The following is a 24,444-nucleotide window of genomic DNA, read 5'->3' on the forward strand; positions in this document are numbered from 1 at the left end:
TTCGTAGGCGCAGGGCCAGCGCGCGGGCTGTTCGTCGGAACAGTCCACGACTGGGTGCCGGGGTCGGGCCGGATCGTGTCGTGGCAAGCATCGCCCGCGTCGCTCGAGAAAGCCCAGCAGGCGCCGGTAAGCGACGTTCCGCTCAGTGCCATGCAAGAAGCCCATCTTCGCGGCTATTCGCGCTACGCGGCGCGGGGGCTCAACTACGCACGGCTGGTGATCGGTTCCGGCGACGAAATCGGGCGCTGTGATATCCGTGCCATGAGTTACGTCATCAACGCACATCTTCGTCGACACAAGACGTATCACAGTTGGTTCGTATTCGAAGATGCGGAACGCATTGTGCGGCATACCATGGAAGACCCCGCGGACATCGAGTTTCTCCCGATCCGGCACGGTGAGATGTCGACAAGTGAGTGGCAAGAGTTTGTGCTGTCCACGCCTGACCCCGTTCAGTGGGATTGCTTCAGGTTCGGGATCATCCAGCGCGCGGACCACTTCACGTTCTTCGCGAATGTCGATCACCTGCACTGTGACCCGACGATCATTTCGGGTCTGTACGCCGAGATCGTGATGAACTACCGCATCCTGGTTACCGGCGGCGCGCTCGCTGCGTCACCGCCTCCGGCCAGCCATGACGATTTCTGCCTGCGGGAGAAACAACACCTGTCCACCCTGTCCCTGGCTTCGCCTGAGGTGCGTAAGTGGATCGAGTTCGCCGAAAACAATGGTGGAACCCTGCCGGACTTTCCCCTCCCCCTCGGCGACCTGTCGGAACCCACCGGCGGCGCCCTGGTGGTCGAACGGCTGATGAACCAGGAACAGACGGCAGAATTCGAAGCGCTCTGTACGAAAGCGGGCGCGCGCGTCAGCGGCGGCCTGTTCGCCTGCGTCGCGCTCGCACAGTACGAGTTGACGGGCGCTACAACGTATTACGGGCTCGCGCCGACCGACAATCGCAGGTCATTGGCGGAATTCGCCACGATGGGTTGGTTCACCGGCGTGGTTCCATTCACGGTGCCCGTCGAGCCCGCGTCTTTTCAAGAGACCGCCCGTGCCGCGCAGGAATCCTTCGATGCGAATCTCGACCTCGCGAAGGTGTCGTTCAACGACGTATTGAAGATGGTGCCCTGGCTCAGGGAATGGGGACCGAACTGCACCATGGTCAACTACATGGATACGGGACTCCCGCCGTTTTCCGCGACCATCGCCTCGCACATGAAGAACGCGAATATCAGAATCTACTGCGACCCAAGAGATCCGGCGCACCTGTACATCTCGGTGATCCGCCTCTTCGACCAGGTGTCGATCTGGGTGAATTTCCCGAACAATCCGGTGGCCAGGGACTCGGTGACGCGATATCTCAGTGCGCTGAAATCGGTGCTGGGCCGCGTCGTGGGCGCGCGCCATGCCGGTAGCGCAATGACCGACGTCACGGGCCTTGCCTACGCGGACGACGACTGATGCGCCGGGCCGCCCCTCTCAAAGTTGTGTTGGCCACCCACGGAACTCGCGGCGACATCGAGCCCTGCGCCGCCGTCGGTCTGGAGCTGCTGCGGCGAGGGCACGAAGTACACATGGCCGTCCCACCAAACCTGGTGGACTTCGTGGCGTCGGCCGGCCTTGCCGCGGTGGAGTACGGACCCGATTCACAGGAGCAGGTGAACGCGGTCGCGGACTTCGTTCATCACGCCCTCAAACCGCAGAATCCCATCCACCTGGTGCGCGCGGGCAAGGAACTCTTCGTTGAGGGCTGGGCGCAGATGAGCAGGACGCTGACTTCACTGGCGGACGGAGCGGACCTGCTGGTAACCGGGCAGACGTACCACGGGGTCGTCGCGAATGTTGCCGAGTACTACGATATTCCGCTGGCGGGGCTGCACCACATGCCGATCTGCGTCAACGGCCGGCTCGGCCTTCCTTCGATACCGTCGCCGGCTCCCCTGGTCCGCTCCGCTTTGCGGTCGGCGTGGTGGCTGTATTGGCGCATCACCAAGGATGTCGACGACGCGCAGCGCCGCGAAATGGGCCTTCCGAGGACATCGACCCCAGCGGCGAAACGGATGGCGGCAGGTGGATCGCTCGAAATCCAGGCATACGACGAGGCGTGCTTTCCGGGCCTCGCGACCGAATGGAACGGCAGGCGACCCTTCGTCGGCGCGTTGACGATGGACCTACCGACGGATGCCGACGATGAGGTCGCGTCGTGGATTGACCGGGGAACGCCGCCGGTCTACTTCGGTTTCGGCAGCACACCGGTTCAATCCCCGGCGGAGACGATCGCCACGATCGCCACCGTCTGCGCGGAACTCGGCGAGCGGGCCATCGTCTATTCCGGCACTAGCGGCTCCAACTGCGTTCCCCGTTATGACCATGTGAAAATGGTCGACCTGGTTAACTATTCAGTTATCTTTCCCTTATGCCGCTCGGTTGTACACCACGGTGGCGCGGGCACCACGGCCGCGGCCCTGCGTGCCGCCATGCCGATGTTGGTCCTGTGGGACGTGGCGGATCAGCCGTTCTGGGCGGCACAGGTCACACGGATGAAAGTCGGTCGTGCCCAGCGCTTGTCGACCATCACCCGGGAATCGCTGGTCGCGCACCTGCGCGAAATCCACGCGCCGCAGTACGCCATCCGAGCCCGTGAAATCGCCACCCGGATGACCAAACCTGCCGAAAGCGTCACCGCGGCGGCCGATCTCCTGGAAGTTGCGGCCCGTACGAAGCGCGTCAACTGATGTGGGGCACGGTGCTGGCGCTCGCACTCTGGCTGTCGATCGACCCGACGCGTCCGGTGATCGTCATGGTCATGATGTCGCGCCCCCGGCCGCGACACAACCTCGTCGCGTACTGGCTGGGCGGCGTGGCAGCAGGCATCGCCCCCGGGCTTGGTGGTGTCGTGCTGCTGTTAACGCTGCGTGATTCCTTGGCAGTGGTGGAACATGCACGGTCCACGGTTGCCCGTTTCACGGGCGGATATCTGCAGATCGTTATCGGTGTGCTCGCGCTGCTGATCGCTGCAGCGGTTTCAGCGGGGTTTCCGGGCCGCCGGCAGGCGGGGATGCTGCCGTACGGGGGCGCCTCGGTTCTGCAGCCGATCGCACCGGCCCCATCGGAACGGATCGTCGCGCGTGTCAAACATGCGTTGCGGGGCGGAAACCCATGGGTGGCGTTTGGGATAGGCCTGGTGTCGACCATGCCGCCCGCCGATTATTTGGTCGTGCTCATCGTCATCGCCTCCTCCGGGGCGGCAATCGGCACTCAGTTCGGCGCGGTGGTGACGTTCACCCTGGTGGTGCTCACTCTCATTGAGATCCCGCTCGTCAGCTACCTCGTCATGCCGGCGAGAACCCAGGCGGCCGTGCTGCAACTGCAGCGGATCGTCCTACCTCACCGTCGGCGCATTCTCACCGTCGTCCCCGCAGTGGCGGGCATTTTGTTGGTGACTGCTGGCGTAGGCAGCATTTGAGGCGAGACCTCTCGGGTCGAGCCGGTCCGCATTCGATTGAATGAGCCGGTACGGATAGTCGGTGTGCCGTTCGATGACGTCGCGCAGCTGCGCCATCGACCCTTGCCGGTACTTGTTGTCGCGGACCAGGATCGTCTTGAGGAAGGGAAATCGGAAGTCCTCGATGAGCCCGTCCCAGAAGTACAGCGTGGCGTTGTTTCGCCCGAGGTGCCTGAGGACTCGCCGCTGCGCCGATGAGTGCCCGTAGGTTGCGTCGATGGCGGCGGCGGAGACGAACGGTTTGACACTCAGCCCCGCCTTGCGCGCACGCCGGGACAAGCCGATCTCGTGCCGCCAGATGACGGAGCCTTTGTGGACGACGTACTCGAAGTCGTTCCAGAAGTCGTCGAGGAAGGGCCGGGTTCGCGAGTTGAGATCCCACGCCAGGAAGAAGGATTGGAGGTGAGGAACCAGTTGGCTGTTTTCGATCGCTCCGTACATGTCGGCGTCGCAGAACGAGCTCCACATCTCGTCGAGGGGAAAGAGCGGACCGAACACACTGTCGTTGGCGAGGACGAACCGGTCGAACTGATCGAGCGACCACCCGCGGTCGGTGAGGATGCACCAGGCGAGGTGCCACGACCCGAAGTCGAAGGACAGCGTGCGACGGGTGTAGATGCCGGCGCAGAGGGCCCGGATGGGGGCGACCGACTCCGGCGCGAGGATAGGCGAACCGGAGACGAAAACAACGGTTGTTCCCAGCCGCTGCAGCGCCCGAAGATAATGGGCGACATAAGGGTCGACGATGCCCTGGGGGTCGAAGTGCGCGAACAGCAGCAGCGTGCGGCAACCGGGCGCAGGCTGCGGGGGAAGGTCCAGGTGGGTTTCGCATAAGAACCGGAAAGCGTTGCGGCCCAGGCGGTGGCGGACGGCCGCCGCCGTGCGCTCCGATTCGGTGCGCAACACATTCGGGAGTCTCAAGTCGACCCCGCAGCGTCCTGCACTTGCTGGGTCGGCAGCGACGCCACGTCGGCGTTCTTCGTTGCGAGTGCGAAAAAGTCGGTCCGTGTCGTGGTCACATCCACGATGCCGAATCCCGCGCAGTCCAGCGTTTCCTCGATCAACCCGACATCGAACACATGATGGTGGAGGGTCCGATTCTGAAAGTTCTTCAGACTGCGATGCCGGAAATGCTTCAACCCCCCGGCCGGCGGGTCCCTGCGCAAGTCGTGCAACGCCAAGATCTCTGCCAGATGGGTGAGGTCGTCCTCGCCGACGCGACGAGTGAAATCGTCCACCAAGTGCTCGAACGTCGTGACCGGACGACGATGGTCGAAATTATGCTCTTTGTTGGGGACGACGAGGATCAACCCACCACCGGCTTTGAGTACCCTGTTCCATTCCAGCAGCGCTTTGATGGGGTTGGCGATGTGCTCGAGACAATTCGAGGATAGTGCGAAATCATAACGCGCAGCATCGATCCCATGTAAGTCGGTCGCGTCGGTGATGAACTGCTGACCGCGTTTTTTGTGGTGATAGTTGAAATTCTGACCACCCCTGATACGGCCTTCCCAGATGGTCGAGGCGGAAAAGTTGACCCCATCCAGTCCTCGGACGAACTGATACAGAGGAAGCACCGTTCTGAAGAGCGCACTCGGACCGCCGATCTCGACCCCATACCCACCCTCGACGACGGCCCGATAGGCGCGGCGAATAGGCAAGCGCCATCGGAGGTGCTTGAGACTAACGCCAGGGATCACCTGCGAATTCGATCGGCCTTCCCTCGACGCATAGTGGCACCGGTATGCGGAGTCCAGGATCGTCCGCAGCATGTCGTCCTCCCGATCTGGCGACGCCGAGACTTCGCGAAGCCGAGCCGTCCATGTACTAGGTGTCCAAGCGGGCGAATTGATTCCGCCGGTAGCGTTCCACGCAGGCCGCCCTTCTGACCTTGCCGCTGGTGGTGATGGGGATCGAACCGGGCGCCACCACAACGAGATCCGCGATGCTGAGTCCGTGCACATGGGATACCGCGGAGGTGACTTTGCGTTTGACGACGTCGAACGCATCGACCGGCTCTTCGCCGGAGTCGGCGCGTTTCTTGAACTCGATGATCGCGACCAGCTTTTCCGTGCCCTCGTCGGGCACCGAGATCGCCGCGCAACGTCCCGGCGCGATGCTTTGAATAGTTGCCTCGAGGTCGTCGGGAGAGTGGTTGCGTCCGTAGACGATCAGCAGATCCTTGATGCGGCCGACGATGAACAGCTCGCCGTCGGAGAAGAAGCCCAGATCCCCGGTTCGCAGCCATGGTCCTTCGGGGGTGCCCTCCGATGGCGTGACAACCGTTGCGCCGAATGTCTCCTCAGACTCCTGAGGTCGCTGCCAGTAGCCGGTCGCGACGTTGTCTCCGTGCACCCAGATTTCGCCGGTCGTGCCCGCCGGACATTCAATCCCGCTGTCGGGATTGACGATCCGCACCACCGGCGACCGCGCCGAACCGTAACTGACCAATGGTGTGCCGCCCGCGCCTTCCCACCGTCTCGCGAGGCCCGCGGTCAGTTCGTCGGAGCCAAAGTGAACGACCTGCGGTGGCTGGCCCGCCTCGCGGGTCGCGATGTACAACGTGGCTTCCGCCATTCCGTATGATGGACGTAATGCCTTGTCCGGCAAGTTGAGAGGAGCGAACCGCTCGGTGAAGCGTCGCAGTGTGGCAGGCTGTACTCGCTCACTACCGTTGAGGATGCTCAGCACGTTTCCGAGATCATGCCCGGCCAGGTCGCCATCCGAGGTTTTTCGTGCCGCGAGTTCGAAAGCAAAGTTTGGTCCCGCCGAAAGTGCGTGACTGTTCGTTGCCAGCAATTGGATCCATCGGGCGGGCCGCTGTAGAAATGCGACCGGGCTCAGCAGCACGGTGCGGAATCCGGTCAGAACCGGAAAGATGATCCCGAGATGCAAGCCCATGTCGTGGTAGAACGGCAGCCAAGAAACCACGGTGGTGTCCGGCGGGGCAACGCCCCCGTGGTCACCGAAGAACGCGGCATTGATCTGCCCGAAATTGGCCATGATGTTCTTGTACGTGACCATGACTCCGACGGGCGTGCGCGTCGATCCGGAAGTGTATTGCAAATAGACTGTGTCCGTTGCAGTCTCAGCCCGGGTCGGGGCGCCTTTGTTGGAGTCGAGATCCAGTAAATCAACCTCGACGATCGATGGTACGGATTCGCCGATTTTGGACCCGGCGTTGTCGGCAATAGCGCCGGCGACGGACGATGTCGTGAGAATGACGGAGGGCGATGCGTCACGCAGCACCGTATCCACGCGCTCGTCGCTGGTCTCACCTAGCGGGACCGCGATGAGGCCGGCCTGTAGTGCGCCGAGAAATGCACTGGTGTAGTCCAGTCCCGGTCGCGCCAGGACCACCGCACGGTCGCCCGGGGATGCGCGAAGTCTGAGCTCCTGGGCAAGATTGAGCACTCGTCGATGCAGCCGCGACCACGTCAGACTTTCTGCGATTCCGCCCGGGTCCTGGTCATAATTGATGAACGTGAACGCCGTCTGATTCGGCTGCAGACTCGCCCGTTCGCGCAGCAGTGTCGGAATGGGACACTTGAGCATGGGCGTCAGGTTACCTCGGCCGTTCTCAACACGTCGGTTTTGCACGAAAGACGATGGGCGACTCCAACGTACGCCGATGGAACGCCTCATCGACCGGTTGAATCGCAACCCAATCTCTCTGGCGCTGTTGAATTTGCGTTTTAAATACGGGTACCGGCTTCTCAGCCGCCTGCTCACTAGGGACGACGTGTTGTTCCTGAATTACGGGTACGAAGAGGATCCGCCGATGTCCTTGCCGCTGACGGCGGCCGATGAGGCCGATCGGTTTCCCATTCAGCTCTACCATCGGACGGCCACGCAGGTGGACCTCGCAGGCAAGGACGTGCTCGAGGTCAGTTGTGGCCACGGTGGCGGCGCTGCGTATCTGACGCGGACCCTGCATCCGGCGTCCTACACGGGACTGGATCTCAACACGGTCGGCATCAAATTCTGCCGCAAGAGGCACAACCTGCCCGGTCTGACCTTCGTGCCTGGCAACGCCGAGAGCCTGCCCTTTCCCGAACAGTCCTTCGACGCGGTGATCAATGTCGAAGCCGCGATCAACTACCAAAATGTCCCCAAGTTCTTCGCCGAAGTAAAACGCGTCCTGCGCCCGAGCGGGCACTTTCTTTATGCCGACATCCGCTACGCCGACGAAATCGATGCGTGGGAGGCGGACCTGGCCAACATCCCGATGCGGCTGGTGTCCGAACGGATCATCAATGCGGAGGTGATGCGGGGGCTGGAGAAGAATCGGTTTCTCGACCAGATCACGCGCCGGCTGCCGAATATCGGACTGTTGCGCGGCATAGCCGATGACTACGCGGGAGGGCGGGGCTCGCTGATCTACCGCCGTCTGGAAAACGGCGAGGCTTCCTACCGGCTGTTCTGCTTTGCCAGGGACTGAGGCGTGAGCGTCGCGTAAATATCGTGTTGACGGCACTTGAGTGTGAAGTTAAGGCTCCCTCGCGGAGTGTCCGACGGCCTATCCTTTGAGGAGCTCAGCAAACGTGGGGGCCGAGGATTGGCGGAGGGTCGGATGACGGCCGTAACGGCGTGCCAGGCGTGCGGCACCGAATTCTTCGAGGGTGCGCGGTTCTGTCACGAATGCGGCTCACCGGTCGCCGACATCGCCGCACATGCGGAGTACAAGCAAGTATCGGTGTTGTTCGCCGACGTAGTCCATTCGATGGACATCGCCATGGCCGTCGGTCCGGAGCGGTTGCGTGAGATCATGGCCGACCTGGTCGATCGCTGCACCAAGGTGGTGCACCGCTACCGGGGCACGGTGGACAAGTTCACCGGCGACGGCATCATGGCGGTGTTCGGCGCACCCGTAGCAATGGAGGACCACGCTGTTCGCGCCTGTCTGACGGCCCTGGGCGTTCAGGACGAGATCAAGCGGCTCGCCGCCGACGTCCGCGAGCGCGACGGCATCGAGCTTCAGTTGCGGGTGGGACTGAACTCCGGTCAGGTGATCGCGGGCGACATCGGTTCGGGACCGCTCGGCTACACCGCAATCGGTGAGCAGGTCGGGATGGCGCAACGGATGGAAGCAGTGGCACCGCCGGGCGGGGTGATGCTCAGCGAATCCACCGCCCGACTCGCCGCGCACGCCACCCTGCTCGGCGATGCCGAGATGGTGCGCGTCAAGGGCAGCGAGGGTGCGGTGCCGGCTCGCCGTCTTCTGGGCATGGCCGACGAGCGCCGGCGTAGTCGCTCCCTGCAAGGTGCGTTGGTGGGGCGAGAGCTCGAAGTCACTTCGATCGCAGGGCTTTTGGATCGATCGATGACCGGGCGGGGATGTGTGGTCTGCGTTGCCGGCCCCGCGGGTATCGGCAAGACGAGACTCGCGGATGAAGCGGTCGCGATGGCCCGCACTCGTGGTGTCGAGGTGGTGTCGGTCTTCTGTGAGTCGCATACCAGCGATGCCCCCTTCCTGATTGCGGCTGGGCTGTTGCGCGAAGCCACTCGGATAACCGAGCTCGATGACGAGGCCGCGCGCGCACAGGTGCGCGCCAGGATCCCCGATGCCTCCGACGAAGACGTGCTGCTGCTGTATGACCTGATGGGCATTCGCGACCCGGACACGCCGCCTCCCACAATCCATCCCGACGCGCGGCGCCGGCGGTTGACCGCGCTGATCAACTCCATGTCGTTGAACCGCACCCAACCGGTCCTCTACGTCATCGAAGATGTGCATTGGATCGACGAGGTCAGTGACTCGATGCTGGCCGAGCTGCTCGCCGTCATACCCCAAACGCCGTCGATGGTGCTGATCACATACCGCCCGAACTACCAGGGTGCATTGGCGAAAGTCCTGGGCACACAGACGATCTCACTGGCGCCATTGAGTGATTCGGAAACAGCGACGCTGCTCGACGAATTGTTGGGCACCGATCCGTCGGTCTCCGGTATTAAATCGCTTATCGCCGAGCGGACGGGCGGGAACCCCTTTTTCGCGCAGGAGATGGTGCGCGAGCTTGCCGAGCGCGCCGTGCTTCGGGGCGACCGCGGAGGTTTCACGAGCGTCACAGATCTGGCCGAGGTCACCGTTCCCGGCACCCTGCAGGCCACCATCGCCGCGCGCATCGACCGTCTGGATCCTGATGCCAAGCAGACGCTGAACGCCGCCGCGGTGATCGGCTCGCGCTTCACGCCGGAGTTGCTCGCCTCGGTGGGTAATGCGCCTGCGCTCGACGCGCTCCTCGGCGCCGCGCTGATCGATCAGGTTCGGTTCACCCCCGGTGCCGAGTTCGCCTTCCGCCATCCGCTGATCCGCGCCGTGGCCTACGAATCGCAACTGAAATCCGATCGCGCCCAGATGCACCGGCGTCTGGCGACCGCCATCGAGGCCCGCGAACCCGATTCGGCCGACCAGAACGCGGCGCTGATCGCCGAACATCTCGAAGCCGCGGGTGACTCCCGAGACGCCTACGGCTGGCACATGCGCGCGGCCGCGTGGGCGACTTACCGCGACCTCGCCACGGCGCGTCTGGCGTGGGAAAGCGCCGCGAGGATCGCCGACGCATTGCCCGAAGACGAGCCATACCGGACCGCTATGTGCATCGCCCCGCGCACCATGCTGTGCGGGATCGGCTGGCGGGTGCATGTGCACAATGTCGGCGATCGCTTCGAGGAGTTGCGGAAGTTGTGCAGCGCCGCGGGGGACAAGGCGTCGCTGGCCATTGCGATGGCTGGGCTGGTGGTGGACCACACCTTCCAGGACCGCGTGCGGGAGGCGTCGCGGCTGGCTTCCGAAGCCATCACCCTCATCGAGTCCATCGGCGATCCAACCTTGACGGTGGGGCTGTCCTTCACAGCGATCCGCGCGAAGATGGGCAGCGGCGAGTGGTCCGAGATGCTCCGCCTCTCACAGAGAGTCATTGATCTGGCCGACGGTGACCCCGCCAAGGGCAATTTCCTTTTCGGGTCTCCCCTGGCGCTCGCCTTCGCGCAGCGAGCTATCGCCCGTTATGCCCTGGGACATCCCGGGTGGCGAGACGACCAGCGGTGCGGCTTGGCCATGGCACACGGCGCCGACTCGTTGTGCTATGTCACCGTCGTCAGCTACGTCTACACCACGGGGATACCGGCCGGCGCGCTGCGACCCGACGAGTCCGCGGTGCGCGAGATCGAGGAGGCGCTGGCGATTGCCGAACGATCCGGCGACAACCTGCAGTTGGCGTTCACCTGGCTGACCCTGGGCCTGGCGCTGGTGCACCGCGACACCGAGTCCGAGCGAGATCGTGGACAACAGCTGCTGGCTGAGGTCCGCGAGGTGTTCCTGCGCGGCGGGCACTACTTGTGCGATGTCCCGATGCTCGACGTGTATGTGGCGCGGGAGACGGCGCGCCGCGGAGACCGAGACCAGGCGCTACCGGTGATGCGCGCCGCGGTCGACCAGCTCGCCCGTGGCGGACAACTGCTGTCCTGGGGCATTGTGTCCACCGCCGTCCTGGTGGAGACCCTGCTCGATCGCGGGTCCGAATCTGACCTGGCCGAAGCGCAGGCCGCCATCGAGCGGTTAGCGGCCGCGCCGGCCGATGACGGTTTGGTGCTGCGTGAGATCTGGCTGAGTCGGGTGCGGGCCTTACTGGCGCGGGCTCACGGCGATGTCGCGGCTTACCCGCAACTCAGGGATCGCTACCTCGAGATGGCGAGAACGTCTGGGCTCGAAGGACATATCGCGTGGGCCGAGGCGATGCCGTAAGGTGTCGCGCTTACATGCCAAGCCCGTCTGCTACGAGGTGGGTTCCTCCTCGGCCCTCAGCCTGTAGGACGAACCGAGGAAGCGTGCCACCAAGTCGCGTTCAGCGACAGGATCTTTGAGCGGCCAACTCCATAAGGCCAGGAAGACGCGGATCAGCCATTGCGCAGCCAGCGGGTCGTCGATCCCGGGCCCCAGCATCTCGGCGGCCAAGCCGGTCACGGTCGGTGAGCTGATGACCCAATCGCTGACAGGTGCCGCATGGATCGACCGCATCAGCTGCGCCAGTGGATCGGAGCGCAGGTTTTCCAACGCGATGATCGTGGCGGTCACCACCCGCTCGGGGCCCGTGAGGTCCTTGATGGCTGCCCGTGTCGTGTCGACAATGCGAGCCGCTTGGACAGCGACGACGGCGTCGCGGATGGCCGCTTTGCCGCCGGCATGCCGATAGATCGTTGCGGGTGAGCAGTGCACCCGGGCGGCCAGGGCCTCGATCGTGAAACCGTCATACCCCAGGCGAGCGATGAGGTCGGCCGCTGCCGTGTAGATCCGGTCGGTGGCTTCGCTTCGGCGATCGCGGCCCACCAACCAGTCGTCACGCGGCATCCACCCATGTTCCACCACATTGCGGGCCGCGGGAATGCTTCTCGCACGGTGAGAAATTTTGCACTGACGTTCTCATGGGTACTGGCTGCTGAGCACGGGTCGTCGCGGTTATCCAGCATCGGCCTTGGCCGCGAACGCTCCTCAACTTTTCGGCGATCCATTGACGCTGCGGTGCAGCGGCGCCGAGCCTGTAACACATGGCGGTCTTGGACAGTGCGATCCGGTTCTTCGGCGGTGAGGCCATACAGGATCCCTACCCGCTGTATGACCGGATGCGCGCCGAGGCGCCCGTGCACCGCATCGGCGATTCCGTGTTCTACGCCGTGTGCGGTTGGGATGCGGTACAAGAGGCCGTCGAGCGCGTCGAGGATTTCTCCTCAAACCTCACGGCGACCATGGTCTTTCACGAGGACGGCACCGTCACTCCATTCGACATGGGCCCGCCGGGAGGGTCGATGCACGCCTTGGCCACCGCGGACGAGCCTGTGCACGCACTGCACCGGAAAATCCTGCTGCCGCACTTGTCGGCCAAGCGGATTGGGATCATCGAAGAGTTCGCCGCCCAGATCGCGGGCGACCTGTGGGAGCAGAACCTGCGCGATGGCCAAATCGAATGGATGAGCGCGATTGCCAACCGGTTGCCGATGATGGTGGTCTGCAAGCTGCTGGGCCTTCCGGATGACGATGTCGACAGACTCATCAGGCTCGGCTACGCCACCACGACGCTGCTCGACGGAATCGTCACTTCAGAGCAGCTCGAACAGGCCGGAATGGCCGCGATGGAATTGTCCGGCTATGTCCTGGAGTATTTCGAAAAAACCAGCGGTGACAGCGAATCCGGGCTGATAGCCGACCTGGCCGCACGCTATGCGTCAGGTGAACTCGAACAACTGCCCGCGCTGGGCATCATGATCACGCTCTTCAGCGCCGCCGGCGAATCGACCGCGTCGTTACTGGGCAGCGCGGCGGGGGTCCTCACCGACCGGCCCGGGATCCAACGGCAGCTACGCGAAAACCCCGAATTGCTAGGCGCTTTCATCGAGGAGACGCTTCGCTTCGAAGCGCCCTTTCGCGGTCATTACCGCCACGTGTGGCGCGACACCACACTAGGTGGGGTCGAGGTGCCGGCCGGTGCACATCTGCTGCTGATGTGGGGAGCGGCCAACCGCGACCCGGCGCACTTTGACGACCCGAACGAGTTCCGGCTCGACCGGACCGCCGCCAAGAATCACGTGAGCTTCGGCAAGGGGGTGCATTTCTGCGTTGGAGCAGCGCTGGCCCGCTTGGAAGCCCGCATCGTGTTAGGCACGCTGCTCGAGCGCACCACATGGATCGACGCAACGGACATCGGGGAATGGCTGCCGAGCATCCTGGTCCGGCGCCGCGAGCGGTTGCGGTTGGTCGTGCGGTGAGCTCAGGGGCGCGGTTGCACGTCCACGCTCGGCGGCCGCGACTGAGGCTCTTGAGGCTTCGCCCGCACGGATCGCCGGGTGATGCTGAACGCGACGGCGCCACCGGCGAGGACCGCGACGGCGACTCCCGCGATGACGAAGGGGCGCTTGCCGCGCCGCTGCGCGCGCCGCGCGTCCTGCAGCGCCTGGGGCAGGCTGGTGAGCACCTCTTGGGCGGCGGCCAGCTCCTGGGCCAGTGTTTCCTGGGCCGCGGCGAGGTCCCGGGCCAGGCGCCCCTCCTCGTACCGGCTGCGCAACTGCGACGCGGTCGATTGCGCGGACTGAACACCCAGGCCGACCACTCCCCGGGTGACATCCACCGGTCCCTGTGCCGAATAGGTCAGGCCGCGGGTCAGTCGCTGCCGCGGGGTCAGCCGGGATTCCGTCTTTGCGCTCATCTGTCGCCTTTCTGTCCCGCTGCTGGACCCTGTCGAGAAGCCGGCCCATCACGAGTCCGGTATCTGAACAGACTGTCAGCATAGGGACGTCGGGGTGCGCGGTGTGCGTGCCCCGGGTTTTCGGCGGCCGTTCGGATTGGGTGACACCGGGTGCGGGCACGCCCGTGCGTAGTGGCAGACTCTCATGCCGTGACCAACAGCCCCTTTCAGACTGCTACCGCCACGCTCCACACCAACCGCGGCAACATCAAGGTCGCGCTATTCGGTAACCACGCGCCCAAGACCGTCGCCAACTTCGTCGGCCTGGCGCAGGGCACCAAGGAGTACTCGACGCAGAACGCATCGGGAGGCTCCTCCGGCCCCTTCTACGACGGCGCGGTCTTTCACCGGGTGATCCGGGGCTTCATGATCCAGGGTGGCGACCCGACCGGAACCGGTCGTGGCGGCCCGGGGTACAAATTCGCCGACGAGTTCCATCCCGAACTGCAATTCGACAAGCCCTATCTGCTGGCGATGGCGAACGCGGGCCCGGGTACCAACGGCTCGCAGTTCTTCATCACGGTCGGTCAAACCCCGCACCTCAACCGGCGTCACACGATCTTCGGTGAGGTGATCGACCCGGAGTCGCAGCAGGTGGTCGAGGCGATCTCCACGACAGCGACCGACGGCAATGACCGTCCCACCGAGCCCGTCGTCATCGAGTCGATCACGATCTCTTAAGTCCGGGCGGTAAGCCGCGGGACATCAGGCCTACTGACGGCTCGCGTAGCCAGCTGCCGTGAGCGCGTCGAGCACCTCCAGCGGGTCCGTCCCGAGGTCCCAGCGGGAGAACAGCACCAAGTCGTCGTCCGCGGTCTCGATCTCGAGTAACCGCACCTTCCGGCCGTAACGCCGGAACTCGATGATGCGGATGATCTTGATGTCGGCGTGCTGCAATAACTGCGTCCGGAACCAGCCGCGGAGCATCAGGCCGTCGGGCGTGATTGCCAGCTTGGGACGCGCGTGCCACGACACGCCGGCAAACAAGATCAGACCTGCTGCGGCAACTCCCGCCAGGATGCGCCCCGGCGGGTCTGTGATCACGGTCACAGCCGCGATAGCCATCAGAACGCCCGCAGCTCCACAACCAGCGATTCCCGCCGTGTGCGGCTCCCATTGTGTTTGCTGCATGCGGCCTTTAGCCCCTCCCACCACGGCCTATGCAGTTATCCACATCAGCTATCAACAGTGGGGATAAATCACATGCGTGTGATTGGGTGGTCGGAAAGTTGCTGAGGCAGGGGCAAATCGGGCCGAAAATGAATTCATTATGCGGAGTGTCCTGCTCAGTGCCACCGCATCGTGAGCAACAAACCGGTGATCATGAAGGCGAACGCGATTGCGTAGTTCCACGGTCCCAATTGCGCCATCCAGTTGAGGGCGGTCGGCGCCTGGCTTCCGACTGCGGCCAACTGGAACACCATCAGCCAGACGAGGCCGATCAGCATGAGACCGATGAACAGCGCGACGAACCATACGCTCGACGGCCCGACCTTGACCTTCACCGGGGTGCGGCTGACCGCGCTGACGGTGAAGTCGTTCTTCTTGCGGACCTTGGACTTGGGCATGATTACCTCGCGAATTACCTCAACGACACGACGAGCGGGACGGGGTGCAACGATGAACACTGCAGCTGCACCCATTGCTCGGCTACGAGACTAACTCACCTGGGACGGTGACCAGGAAATGGAGACTCGATGATCCAGACGCGCCGGTCGCCGTGGCGCCTGGGCGTCCCGGTCGTGTGTCTGCTGGCCGGGCTGCTGCTCGCCGCGACCCACGGCGTCTCCGGTGGCACCGAAATCCGCCGCAGTGACGCCCCGCGGCTGGTGGACCTGGTCCGCGAGACCCAGTCATCGGTGAACCGTCTCAGCGCCCAGCGCGAGGATCTGGCGCACCAGATCGACGCCGCGCACGGCCGTTCGTCGGATGCGGCGCTCACGGCGATGCTGCGACGCACCAGCGAGCTCGCCGGCGAAGCGGGGATGGGCCCGGTGCACGGCCCGGGCCTGGTCGTCACCCTCGCGGACGCCCAGCGCGACGCCAACGGCCGCTTCCCGCGCGACGCGTCTCCGGACGATCTGGTGGTGCACCAGCAAGACATCCAGGCGGTGCTCAACGCGCTGTGGAGCGCCGGCGCCGAGGCGGTCCAGATGCAGGACCAGCGCATCATCGCGACGTCGGTGCCGCGCTGCGTCGGCAACACCCTGCTGCTCAACGGGCGCACCTACAGCCCGCCGTACACGATCACCGCGATCGGCAACGCCGCGGCCATGCAAGCCGCCCTCGCCGCCGCTCCCCTGGTGATCCTGTACAAGCAGTACGTGGTCCGCTTCGGCCTCGGTTACGCAGAAGACGTCAAGTCGGACGTGCAGGTGGTGGGTCATTTCGAGCCCGATCGGCTGCACTTTGCGCAGCCCAATGGCCCGGTGAACTACTGACTCCTACTGACCGGCGGCGCGAGCGGCGGCGGGCGGTAACCTGACACGGTGCGGATCCTGGTCGTCGACAATTACGACAGCTTCGTGTTCAACCTGGTGCAGTACCTCGGTCAGCTGGGTGTGGACGCCGAAGTCTGGCGCAACGACGACACGCGGCTGTCCGACGACGCGGCCGTCGCCCGTCAGTTCGACGGGGTGCTGCTCAGCCCGGGGCCGGGCACCCCGGAGCGCGCCGGCGCGTCGATCGGGATGGTCAAGGCGTGTGCCGCCGAGCGCACTCCGCTGCTCGGGGTCTGCCTGGGACACCAGGCCATCGGCGTCGCATTCGGCGCGACCGTCGACCGTGCCCCCGAACTGTTGCACGGCAAGACCAGCAGCGTCTACCACACCAATGTTGGTGTGCTGCAAGGACTTCCGGATCCTTTTACGGCGACTCGCTACCATTCGCTTACCATCCTGCCCGAGTCGCTGCCGCCGGTGCTGGAGGTCACGGCTCGCACCCAAAGCGGCGTGATCATGGGCGTGCGGCACACCGGATTGCCGATTCACGGTGTTCAGTTCCATCCGGAGTCGATCCTCACCGAGGGCGGCCACCGCATGCTGGCGAACTGGCTCGCCGATTGCGGGTGGGAACGCAACGACACGTTGGTGCGCCGGCTGGAGAATGACGTGCACGCCGCGGTGCGACCGTATTTCCCGGCCGACCCGACGGCTACTGACCGAACTTCAGCGTGATGATGCCGTCACGATTGACCCCGGTCCCGGCCGGCGGGTTCTGATACACCACCCGATGGGACTGGGAGCCACCGGCGTCGACGTCGGCGCCCTTGTCCAGGATCCCCGTCCAGCCCAGCGCGCGTAGCCGGGGTTCGGCGTCGGTCCAGAACATGCCGGACAGGTCGGGCATGACGAACTGATTGCCCTTGGACACCTGCAGCTCGATCACCGAGTCCACCGGAACCATCTGTCCCTTGGGCGGATTGGTGCCGATCACCTCACCAGCCGGGCGCGGACTGTCCACCTGCGCCTGGGTGATCTTGCTGAAGCCGTAAACGGTCAGGTTCTTCTGCGCGATGTCGACGGTCTGGCCGGCGATGTCGGGAACCTGCTTGGTCTCCGGCCCGGAGCCGACGATGAGGGTGACGACGTTGGTGATCGCCGACGTCTGGTTGGCCGGCGGGTTGGTCCCGATGACCTTGCCCAGCAGCTCCGGGGTCGAGGGCGAATTGGCCTGCTTGAATTTGCTGAAACCCGCGGCCTTGAGCTTGGTGACCGCGTCGGAGTAGCTCAGCGAGGACACGTCGGGCACCTCGCGCTGTTCGGGCCCGGTGGAGACGTTGATGGTGATCTCGTCGCCCGCGTTGACCGACGCGTTGGCGCCCGGGTCGGTAGCAATGACGTGGTCGGGCGGGATCGTCGAATCCGGCTTTTGCAGGGTCCGGGTCTTGAACCCGCGATTCTGCAGCGCGGCGATGGCGTCGGCGGACACCTGCCCGCGCACGTCGGGCACCTGCACGTCGCGGGCGCCGCCGCCGAACGTGTTGAAAGCGATGACAACAACGATGGTCAGGACGGCCAGCGCGGCCACCGCGACGATCCAGCGGCCGACCGAACCGACGCTGCGGTCCTCGCCCGCGTCGGCGAGAACCTGCCGCGGTAGCGGATCGGTCCGTGACGGGCCGGCGCCGCCCGTGCCGGACGAAAGCAGCGAGCTCCGGTCGGCGTCGGTGAGCACCTTGGGCGCTTCGGGCTTCTCGCCGTTGTGCACCCGAATCAGATCGGTCCGCATCTCCGCCGCGGTCTGATAGCGGTTGTCGGGATTCTTCGCCAGCGCCTTGAGCACGACGGCGTCGAGGTCCGCGGAGATCCCTTCGTGCCGCTGCGACGGCGGGACCGGGTCTTCCCGAACATGTTGGTAGGCAACGGCGACCGGCGAGTCACCGGTGAAAGGTGGTTCGCCCGTGAGGACTTCATAGAGAACGCAGCCAAGTGAGTACACGTCGGAACGCGCGTCGACGGCGTCCCCGCGGGCCTGCTCGGGGGAGAGATACTGTGCGGTCCCGATCACCGCCGCGGTCTGGGTGACGCTGTTGCCGCTGTCGGCGATCGCGCGGGCGATGCCGAAGTCCATCACCTTGACCGCGTTGGTGGTGCTGATCATGATGTTGGCCGGCTTGACGTCGCGATGGATGATGCCGTTCTGGTGGCTGAAGTTCAGCGCCTGGCACGCGTCGGCGATGATCTCGATGGCCCGGCGCGGCGGCAGCGGGCCATCGGTGTGCACGATGTCGCGCAGGGTGACGCCGTCGACGTACTCCATCACGATGTAGGGCAGCGGCCCGGTCGGCGTCTCGGCCTCGCCGGTGTCGTAGACGGCGACGATGGACGGGTGATTCAGCGCGGCCGCGTTTTGCGCTTCGCGCCGGAAGCGGAGGTAGAAGCTCGGATCGCGGGCCAGATCCGCGCGCAGCACCTTGACCGCGACGTCCCGATGCAAACGGACGTCACGGGCCAGATGAACCTCGGACATACCCCCGAAGCCGAGGATCTCGCCCAGTTCATAGCGGTCGGACAGGTGCTGCGGCGTGCTCATTGCGGTGTTCCGTGTCGGGCTGGCACGTTGCGGAAGCCAGAAGTCCCTATTGTCCCGTCATCCGGCCAATTAAGCCGCATGTCGAGCCGAGCCCCAGAACCGCTCGGTGTCTTGCTCGGCGGCGGCGGCGCCGAGGCGGGCGGGGTCCCGGTGTCGGTCACCGTCGGTGGTTGTTGCTGCTGGTCCGCCTTCGAGTTGATGACGATCAGCACCGCGATGATGATCGCCAGCGCCCCGAGCACCCCGGCCGCCCACAACAACGCCCGCTGACCCGAGGAGAAGGTCCGTCGGGCCGGGGGCGGGCGGTGGCCGCCGGTGGCCGGCCGCGACCGGCGCGGCGCGGCGTTGCGGCTCGGGGACACCGCGGCGGCTCGGGTGGTCGGGCTGGACGGGATGGCAGCCGGCGAGGCCCGGCCGGCAGGCGGCGTCGCGCTGGGCCGCGGCGGACGGCGTCCGGCCCGCACCGCGGCCACCGCGTCGGCGAACGGTCCCCCGCTGCGGTACCGCATCGCGGGGTTCTTCACCAGCGTGATCTCGATGAGTTCGCGCACGTTGGGCGGCAACTCCGCGGGCAGCGGCGGCGGCGGTTCCTTGATGTGCTTCATCGCCACCGTAAGGGCGCCATCACCGGTGAAGGGCCGCTTGCCCGAAACAACCTCATAGCCAACCACTCCCAGCGAGTACACGTCGCTGGACGGGGTGGCGTCGTGACCCAGGGCCTGTTCGGGCGCGATGTACTGGGCGGTGCCCATCACCATCCCGGTCTGGGTCACCGGGGCGGCGTCGACGGCCTTGGCGATACCGAAGTCGGTGATCTTCACCTGGCCGGTCGGAGTGATCAAGATGTTGCCCGGCTTGACGTCGCGGTGCACCAGACCGGCGGCGTGCGCGACCTGCAGAGCGCGGCCGGTCTGCTCGAGCATGTCCAGTGCGTGGCGCAGCGACAGCCGGCCGGTGCGCTTGAGCACCGAGTTCAACGGCTCACCGTTGACCAGCTCCATCACCAGATAGGCGGTCCGGCCTTCCCCGTCCAGCTGGCTTTCGCCGTAGTCATGGACGGCCGCGATCCCGGGGTGGTTGAGCATGGCGGTGGTACGCGCTTCGGCGCGGAACCGCTCAATGAACTCCGGGTCCTGGGAGAACTCCTGCTTGAGTACCTTGACCGCGACGCGTCGGCCCAGCCGGCTGTCTACCGCCTCCCACACCTGACCCATGCCGCCGGTGGCGATCAGGCGCTGAAGGCGGTACCTGCCAGACAGCGTCACACCAACTCGCGGGCTCATGGTCCTCCCTGTAGCGCGGCCTCGATCACAGCCCGTCCGATCGGCGCGGCGAGTGCACCCCCCGTCGCGGACAGGCGGTCGGCGCCATTCTCCACCAACACCGCCACAGCGACCTTCGGGGTCTGTGCGGGCGCGAAAGCGATGTACCACGCGTGCGGCGGGGTGTGCCGCGGATCGCTGCCATGCTCTGCGGTACCAGTCTTAGATGCGATCTGCACGCCGGGAATGGCCCCTTTCTGCTGTGCGACCTTCTCGGCGCCGACCATCAGCTCTGTTAGCTTAGCGGCGACCTGCGGTGACACGGCGCGACGCTGCTCATAAGGTGCTGTGGTGCTGATGGTGGTCAGGTCGGGACCCTTGAGGCTGTCGACCAGGTAGGGCTGCATCGTCACCCCGCCGTTCGCGATGGTCGCGGCGATCTCGGCGTTCTGCAAGGGCGTCAAAGCGACATCCTTCTGGCCGATGCTGGACATCCCCAGCGCCGCCGCATCCGGGATGATCCCCACGGTTGACTCCGCAACCTGCAGCGGGATGACACTGGGCGTGCTGTCCAGCCCGAACGACTGCGCCATGTTGCGCAACGCGTCGGACCCGGTGAGGATCCCGAGCTGGACGAATGCGGTGTTGCAGGACAGGGCGAAGGCCTGCTGCAAAGACACCGTCGGCGCGTTTCCACACGACTCCCCACCGTAGTTCTCCAGGGTTGCGGTGCTGTTGGGTAGCGGAATGGAGGGGGCGGCGGTCAGCTGCTGGGTGTCGGAGGCACCGGACTGCAGTGCGGCCGCGGTGGTGATCACCTTGAATGTGGATCCGGGCGGATAGGTCTCCGAGATGGCACGGTTGGTCAGCGGATTGTTGGGGTCGTCGCGCAGCCGCTGCCACGCTTGCGCCTGAACTTCGGGGTCGTGCGACGAGAGCAGGTTGGGGTCATAGGACGGCGACGACACCATCGCCAGGATTTTCCCGGTCGACGGCTCGAGGGCAACGACGGCGCCCTTGCACGGCGGACCGCCGCAACCCTGTTGCATCGCGTCCCAGGCGGCCCGCTGGACTCGTGGCTTGATCGTGGTGTCGACGTTCGCGCCGCGCGGGTCGCGACCGGTGAAGAAGTCGGCCAGCCTGCGTCCGAACAGCCGCTCGTCGGAGCCGTTCAACAGCGGATCCTCGGCGCGTTCCAGACCGGTGCTGGAATAGCGCAGCGAATAGAACCCGGTGATCGGCGCGTACTCCGCGGGGTTCGGGTAGACCCGCAGGAAGCGGTAGCGGTTGTCGGTGGCGGCCGAATAGGCCATCAACTGGCCGCCGGCCACGATCTGGCCGCGCTGGCGGGAATACTCATCGAGCAGCACCCGCTGATTGCGGGGGTCGGCACGCAGCGAGTCGGCGGCGAAGACCTGCGTCATCGTGGCGTTGATCAACAGCAACACGATCAACGCCATCACGGTCACCGAGATCCGGCGCAGGGAGGCGTTCATACTTTCTCGATCACCTCGGTGCCGGCCGCCGCGATCGACGGCTTTGTGCGGGCGCGGCCGCGCAGGGGACGACGGGCGCTGTGCGAAATGCGCGCCAGGATGGCCAGCAGCACATAGTTCGCCAGCAAGGACGAGCCGCCGTAGGACATCCACGGGGTGGTCAGCCCGGTCAGCGGAATCAGCTGGGTCACGCCGCCGACCACGATGAACAGCTGGAGGGCCAGCGTCGACGCCAGACCGGCGGCCAGCAGCTTGCCGAAACTGTCGCGGGTGGCGATCGCCGTGCGCAGCCCGCGCACGATGACGATGGTGTAGAGCATCAAGATGCTGGCCAGCCCCACCAACCCCAGCTCTTCACCGAACGCGGCGATGATGAAGTCGGTCGAGGCGGCCGGCACGGTGTCGGGCTGACCGTTACCGAGGCCGGTGCCGAAGATCCCGCCGGTGGCAAAGCTGAAGAGCGACTGGACAATCTGGTAGCCGCTGCCGTCGGGGTCGGAGAACGGGTCCCACCACATCTGCACCCGCACCCGAACGTGGGCGAAAATGTAATACGCGACAACGCTTCCCGCGCCGAACAGCACCAAGCCTATCCCCACCCAACTGAAGCGCTGGGTGGCGAGATAGACCACCACCAGAAACGACGTGTACAGCAACAGCGAAGTGCCAAGGTCCTTTTCGAAGGCCATCACGCCGACCGAGATCACCCACGCCGCCAGCAGGGGGGCGAGGTCGCGGGGACGCGGCAGGGTCAAACCCATGAAATGCTTGCCGACGCTGGTGAACAGGCCCCGCTTGGCAATGAGCACCGCGGAGAAAAAGATCAGCAGCAGAATCTTCGAGAACTCGGCGGGCTGAATTGAGAAGCCGGGGAAGCGAATCCAGATCTTGGCGCCGTTTTGTTCGGACAGCGATGCGGGCAACAGGGCCGGAATCACCAGGAAGATAAGACCGACCAGCCCGCAGATGTAGCCGTAGCGGGCCAGCTGCCGATGGTCCTTCAGGAACGTGACCACCAGGGAGAAGGTCACCACGCCGATCAGGGTCCACAGCATCTGCTGGGTTGCGCTGGGGTGGTGGCGGCCGCTTAGTTGATTGGTGACCAGATCGAGCCGGTGAATCATCACCAGGCCAAGGCCGTTGAGCAAGGCCACGATCGGCAACAGCAGCGGATCGGTATACGGCGCGAAGCGCCTGATGGCCATGTGCGCCGATCCGAAGACGATGAGAAACACCAGTCCGTAGCTGATCGCGGTCCAGTGCAGCTCGCGCTCCTGGTTGGCTTCGACTATCAGCAGCGCGGCGACGGTGATCAGCGAGGCGAAGCCCAGAAGCAACAACTCGGCATTGCGCCGGGTAGGCAACGGGGGCGTGACCGCGACCGGCGGCTGAAGCTGTGTCGTCATGCCACGGGCCGGCAATCGATGCCCGGTTGAAGTGGCGGCCCGGGAAGCGCGGTCACTGTCTGCGAGGTGGTCGTGGGACCTGCCGGCGCAGAGTTCGCGGGGCCGTTGGCGCTCGTACTCGGTGGGGGGCTGGCGCTCGAGGTGGTCGGTGGTGCTGGCGATGCTGTGGTGCCGGATTCTGGTGTTCCGCTGCGGGTGCCCGGTGAGCCGGGCGGAGACGTGGCCCGCGGGGACGGACAGATCGGCAGCAGATATTCGGCCAGCAGTTGCCGCAGCTGCGATTCGGCCTGGTCCAGGCTGCCGCCCGGCAGTCCCGTTTGGACTTGGACTTGTCCGGGGCGGCGCAGGTCTGGCAGCGTCATCGGCTGGCAATTGGCGTGGCCACCGGATTGCTCGTAGCTGATCAGGGATAGCTCGTTGCGTGTGTTCAGACAGCCCACCAGATACGGCTGCTGCAACGGGACGCCCAGCAGGGTGCCCTGAATTCCCCGGACGATCGAGATCCTGCCGCTGTATTCCGCGACGTAGTAGTTCCGCTGGATCACCCACCATCCGACGGTGAGGCCCGCGAACACCAACAGCACCGCCAGCGCGACGGCGATGAACATCTTCCGGCGCGACCAGCGCGGCCGATTCGGTGTCTCCGGTTGCGGCGCAACACGTTTGGCGGACTCATCGCGAGGCCGGATCGCCGAAGCGCGCCCGGCGGAAGTGTTGGGCAGGGTCATCTGATCCTCGTCGCCCGACACTGCGCCGGCGAGAATCGGCTGGGTCTGCCCGTAGTCGTAGTCGACCACGTCGGCGACAACGACCGTCACGTTGTCCGGGCCGCCGCCCCGCAGCGCCAACTCGATGAGACGGTAGGCAGCCTCGGAGACGTCGGGGATCTGCAGGGCCTCGAGGATGGTCTCGTCGCTCACCGGGTCCGATAGTCCGTCGGAACACAGTAGGTAGCGGTCACCGGCGCGCGCCTCGCGCATGGTCAACGTCGGCTCGACCTCGTGACCGGTGAGGGCGCGCATGATCAACGATCGCTGCGGATGGCTGTGCGCCTCTTCCCGGGTGATCCGGCCTTCGTCGACCAGGGTCTGCACAAACGTGTCGTCCTTGGTGATCTGGCTCAGCTCACCGTCGCGCAGCAGGTAGCCACGCGAGTCGCCGATATGCACCATGCCGATGCGGTCGCCGGCGAACAAGATCGCGGTGAGAGTGGTGCCCATCCCCTCGAGCTCGGGTTCGGCTTCGACCTGTGCGGCGATGGCCGCGTTGCCGGAGCGCACCGCGTTGTCGAGCTTGGCCAGCAGGTCGCCGCCCGGCTCGTCGTCGTCGAGGTGGGCCAGCGCGGCGATCACCAGCTGGGACGCCACCTCGCCCGCCGCGTGACCGCCCATGCCGTCGGCCAGCGCGAGCAACCGTGCACCGGCATAGACAGAATCTTCGTTATTGGCGCGTACCAGGCCGCGATCACTCCGCGCGGCATACCGCAGGACCAGCGTCACG

At 65.2% G+C, this 24,444-nt stretch carries 21 protein-coding genes; 9 read left to right on the forward strand and 12 right to left on the reverse strand.

Going from position 1 to position 24,444, the window contains the following annotated elements:
* The first annotated feature begins 54 nt into the window (after positions 1–54).
* Genes G6N50_RS19690 through G6N50_RS19700 form a run of 3 tightly spaced genes read left to right on the forward strand, consistent with a single transcriptional unit; the run spans position 55 to position 3,469 of the window.
* The gene (locus G6N50_RS19690; protein WP_232068788.1) at positions 55–1,464 is read left to right on the forward strand and encodes a condensation domain-containing protein; all 1,410 of its coding nucleotides are present in this window, start codon (positions 55–57) and stop codon (positions 1,462–1,464) included.
* Positions 1,464–2,738: a glycosyltransferase gene (locus G6N50_RS19695; RefSeq protein WP_083095107.1), complete on the forward strand. Its 1,275-nt coding sequence runs from the start codon at positions 1,464–1,466 to the stop codon at positions 2,736–2,738. Before G6N50_RS19690 ends, G6N50_RS19695 begins: the two co-directional genes overlap by 1 nt.
* Positions 2,738–3,469, forward strand: coding sequence for a GAP family protein (locus G6N50_RS19700; RefSeq protein ID WP_083095108.1), 732 nt, complete (start codon positions 2,738–2,740; stop codon positions 3,467–3,469). Before G6N50_RS19695 ends, G6N50_RS19700 begins: the two co-directional genes overlap by 1 nt.
* On the opposite strand, the gene G6N50_RS19705 is transcribed toward G6N50_RS19700, so the two are convergent.
* Genes G6N50_RS19705 through G6N50_RS19715 form a run of 3 tightly spaced genes read right to left on the reverse strand, consistent with a single transcriptional unit; the run spans position 3,386 to position 7,063 of the window.
* Complete coding sequence (locus tag G6N50_RS19705; RefSeq protein WP_158086063.1) at positions 3,386–4,414, reverse strand: rhamnan synthesis F family protein; 1,029 nt, start codon at positions 4,412–4,414, stop codon at positions 3,386–3,388. The genes G6N50_RS19700 and G6N50_RS19705 overlap by 84 nt on opposite strands.
* Positions 4,415–4,425: 11 nt before the next feature.
* Complete coding sequence (locus G6N50_RS19710) at positions 4,426–5,280, reverse strand: class I SAM-dependent methyltransferase (RefSeq protein ID WP_083095110.1); 855 nt, start codon at positions 5,278–5,280, stop codon at positions 4,426–4,428.
* A 55-nt stretch (positions 5,281–5,335) separates the two neighbouring features.
* Entirely contained in the window at positions 5,336–7,063 is a 1,728-nt protein-coding gene (locus tag G6N50_RS19715) for an AMP-binding protein (protein WP_083095111.1), read from the reverse strand.
* A 76-nt stretch (positions 7,064–7,139) separates the two neighbouring features.
* Between G6N50_RS19715 and G6N50_RS19720 the strand changes: the two genes are divergently transcribed.
* Positions 7,140–7,949, forward strand: coding sequence for a phthiotriol/phenolphthiotriol dimycocerosates methyltransferase (locus G6N50_RS19720; RefSeq protein ID WP_083095112.1), 810 nt, complete (start codon positions 7,140–7,142; stop codon positions 7,947–7,949).
* A gap of 132 nt (positions 7,950–8,081) precedes the next feature.
* Positions 8,082–11,255, forward strand: a complete 3,174-nt coding sequence (locus tag G6N50_RS19725; protein ID WP_083095113.1) for an adenylate/guanylate cyclase domain-containing protein — start codon at positions 8,082–8,084, stop codon at positions 11,253–11,255.
* A gap of 30 nt (positions 11,256–11,285) precedes the next feature.
* Here G6N50_RS19725 and G6N50_RS19730 read toward each other — a convergent pair whose 3' ends face one another.
* The gene (locus tag G6N50_RS19730; protein ID WP_083095114.1) at positions 11,286–11,858 is read right to left on the reverse strand and encodes a TetR/AcrR family transcriptional regulator; all 573 of its coding nucleotides are present in this window, start codon (positions 11,856–11,858) and stop codon (positions 11,286–11,288) included.
* A 197-nt stretch (positions 11,859–12,055) separates the two neighbouring features.
* On the opposite strand from G6N50_RS19730, the gene G6N50_RS19735 reads away from it, so the two are divergent.
* Positions 12,056–13,270 carry a cytochrome P450 gene (locus G6N50_RS19735; RefSeq protein ID WP_083095115.1) on the forward strand — a complete coding sequence of 405 codons (1,215 nt, stop codon included), beginning with the start codon at positions 12,056–12,058 and terminating at the stop codon, positions 13,268–13,270.
* A gap of 2 nt (positions 13,271–13,272) precedes the next feature.
* On the opposite strand, the gene cwsA is transcribed toward G6N50_RS19735, so the two are convergent.
* Entirely contained in the window at positions 13,273–13,707 is a 435-nt protein-coding gene (gene cwsA, locus G6N50_RS19740; protein ID WP_083095116.1) for a cell wall synthesis protein CwsA, read from the reverse strand.
* A gap of 171 nt (positions 13,708–13,878) precedes the next feature.
* On the opposite strand from cwsA, the gene G6N50_RS19745 reads away from it, so the two are divergent.
* Entirely contained in the window at positions 13,879–14,427 is a 549-nt protein-coding gene (locus tag G6N50_RS19745; RefSeq protein ID WP_083095117.1) for a peptidylprolyl isomerase, read from the forward strand.
* A gap of 30 nt (positions 14,428–14,457) precedes the next feature.
* Here the strand turns inward: G6N50_RS19745 and G6N50_RS19750 are convergent, their stop codons facing one another.
* Entirely contained in the window at positions 14,458–14,877 is a 420-nt protein-coding gene (locus G6N50_RS19750) for a PH domain-containing protein (protein ID WP_083095183.1), read from the reverse strand.
* A 155-nt stretch (positions 14,878–15,032) separates the two neighbouring features.
* Positions 15,033–15,314: a cell division protein CrgA gene (gene crgA, locus G6N50_RS19755; protein ID WP_003872098.1), complete on the reverse strand. Its 282-nt coding sequence runs from the start codon at positions 15,312–15,314 to the stop codon at positions 15,033–15,035.
* 129 nt (positions 15,315–15,443) lie between these two features.
* Here crgA and G6N50_RS19760 point away from each other — a divergent pair, with 129 nt between their 5' ends.
* Positions 15,444–16,187, forward strand: coding sequence for a DUF881 domain-containing protein (locus tag G6N50_RS19760; RefSeq protein ID WP_083095118.1), 744 nt, complete (start codon positions 15,444–15,446; stop codon positions 16,185–16,187).
* Between the two features lie 48 nt (positions 16,188–16,235).
* A complete protein-coding gene (locus G6N50_RS19765) occupies positions 16,236–16,922 on the forward strand; it encodes an aminodeoxychorismate/anthranilate synthase component II (RefSeq protein WP_083095119.1) in 687 nt (228 codons plus the stop codon).
* Here the strand turns inward: G6N50_RS19765 and pknB are convergent.
* Genes pknB through G6N50_RS19790 form a run of 5 tightly spaced genes read right to left on the reverse strand, consistent with a single transcriptional unit; the run spans position 16,900 to position 24,443 of the window.
* The gene (pknB, locus tag G6N50_RS19770; RefSeq protein ID WP_083095120.1) at positions 16,900–18,780 is read right to left on the reverse strand and encodes a Stk1 family PASTA domain-containing Ser/Thr kinase; all 1,881 of its coding nucleotides are present in this window, start codon (positions 18,778–18,780) and stop codon (positions 16,900–16,902) included. The two genes, G6N50_RS19765 and pknB, sit on opposite strands and share 23 nt — an antisense overlap.
* Positions 18,777–20,063: a serine/threonine-protein kinase gene (locus G6N50_RS19775; protein ID WP_083095121.1), complete on the reverse strand. Its 1,287-nt coding sequence runs from the start codon at positions 20,061–20,063 to the stop codon at positions 18,777–18,779. Before G6N50_RS19775 ends, pknB begins: the two co-directional genes overlap by 4 nt.
* Positions 20,060–21,538, reverse strand: a complete 1,479-nt coding sequence (gene pbpA, locus G6N50_RS19780; RefSeq protein ID WP_083095122.1) for a D,D-transpeptidase PbpA — start codon at positions 21,536–21,538, stop codon at positions 20,060–20,062. Before pbpA ends, G6N50_RS19775 begins: the two co-directional genes overlap by 4 nt.
* Complete coding sequence (locus tag G6N50_RS19785; RefSeq protein ID WP_083095123.1) at positions 21,535–22,944, reverse strand: FtsW/RodA/SpoVE family cell cycle protein; 1,410 nt, start codon at positions 22,942–22,944, stop codon at positions 21,535–21,537. The genes pbpA and G6N50_RS19785 overlap by 4 nt, the downstream gene beginning before the upstream one ends.
* A complete protein-coding gene (locus tag G6N50_RS19790; RefSeq protein ID WP_083095184.1) occupies positions 22,941–24,443 on the reverse strand; it encodes a PP2C family protein-serine/threonine phosphatase in 1,503 nt (500 codons plus the stop codon). Before G6N50_RS19790 ends, G6N50_RS19785 begins: the two co-directional genes overlap by 4 nt.
* Position 24,444: the final 1 nt, after the last annotated feature.

The sequence above is a fragment of the Mycobacterium mantenii genome (assembly GCF_010731775.1).
GTDB lineage: Bacteria > Actinomycetota > Actinomycetes > Mycobacteriales > Mycobacteriaceae > Mycobacterium > Mycobacterium mantenii.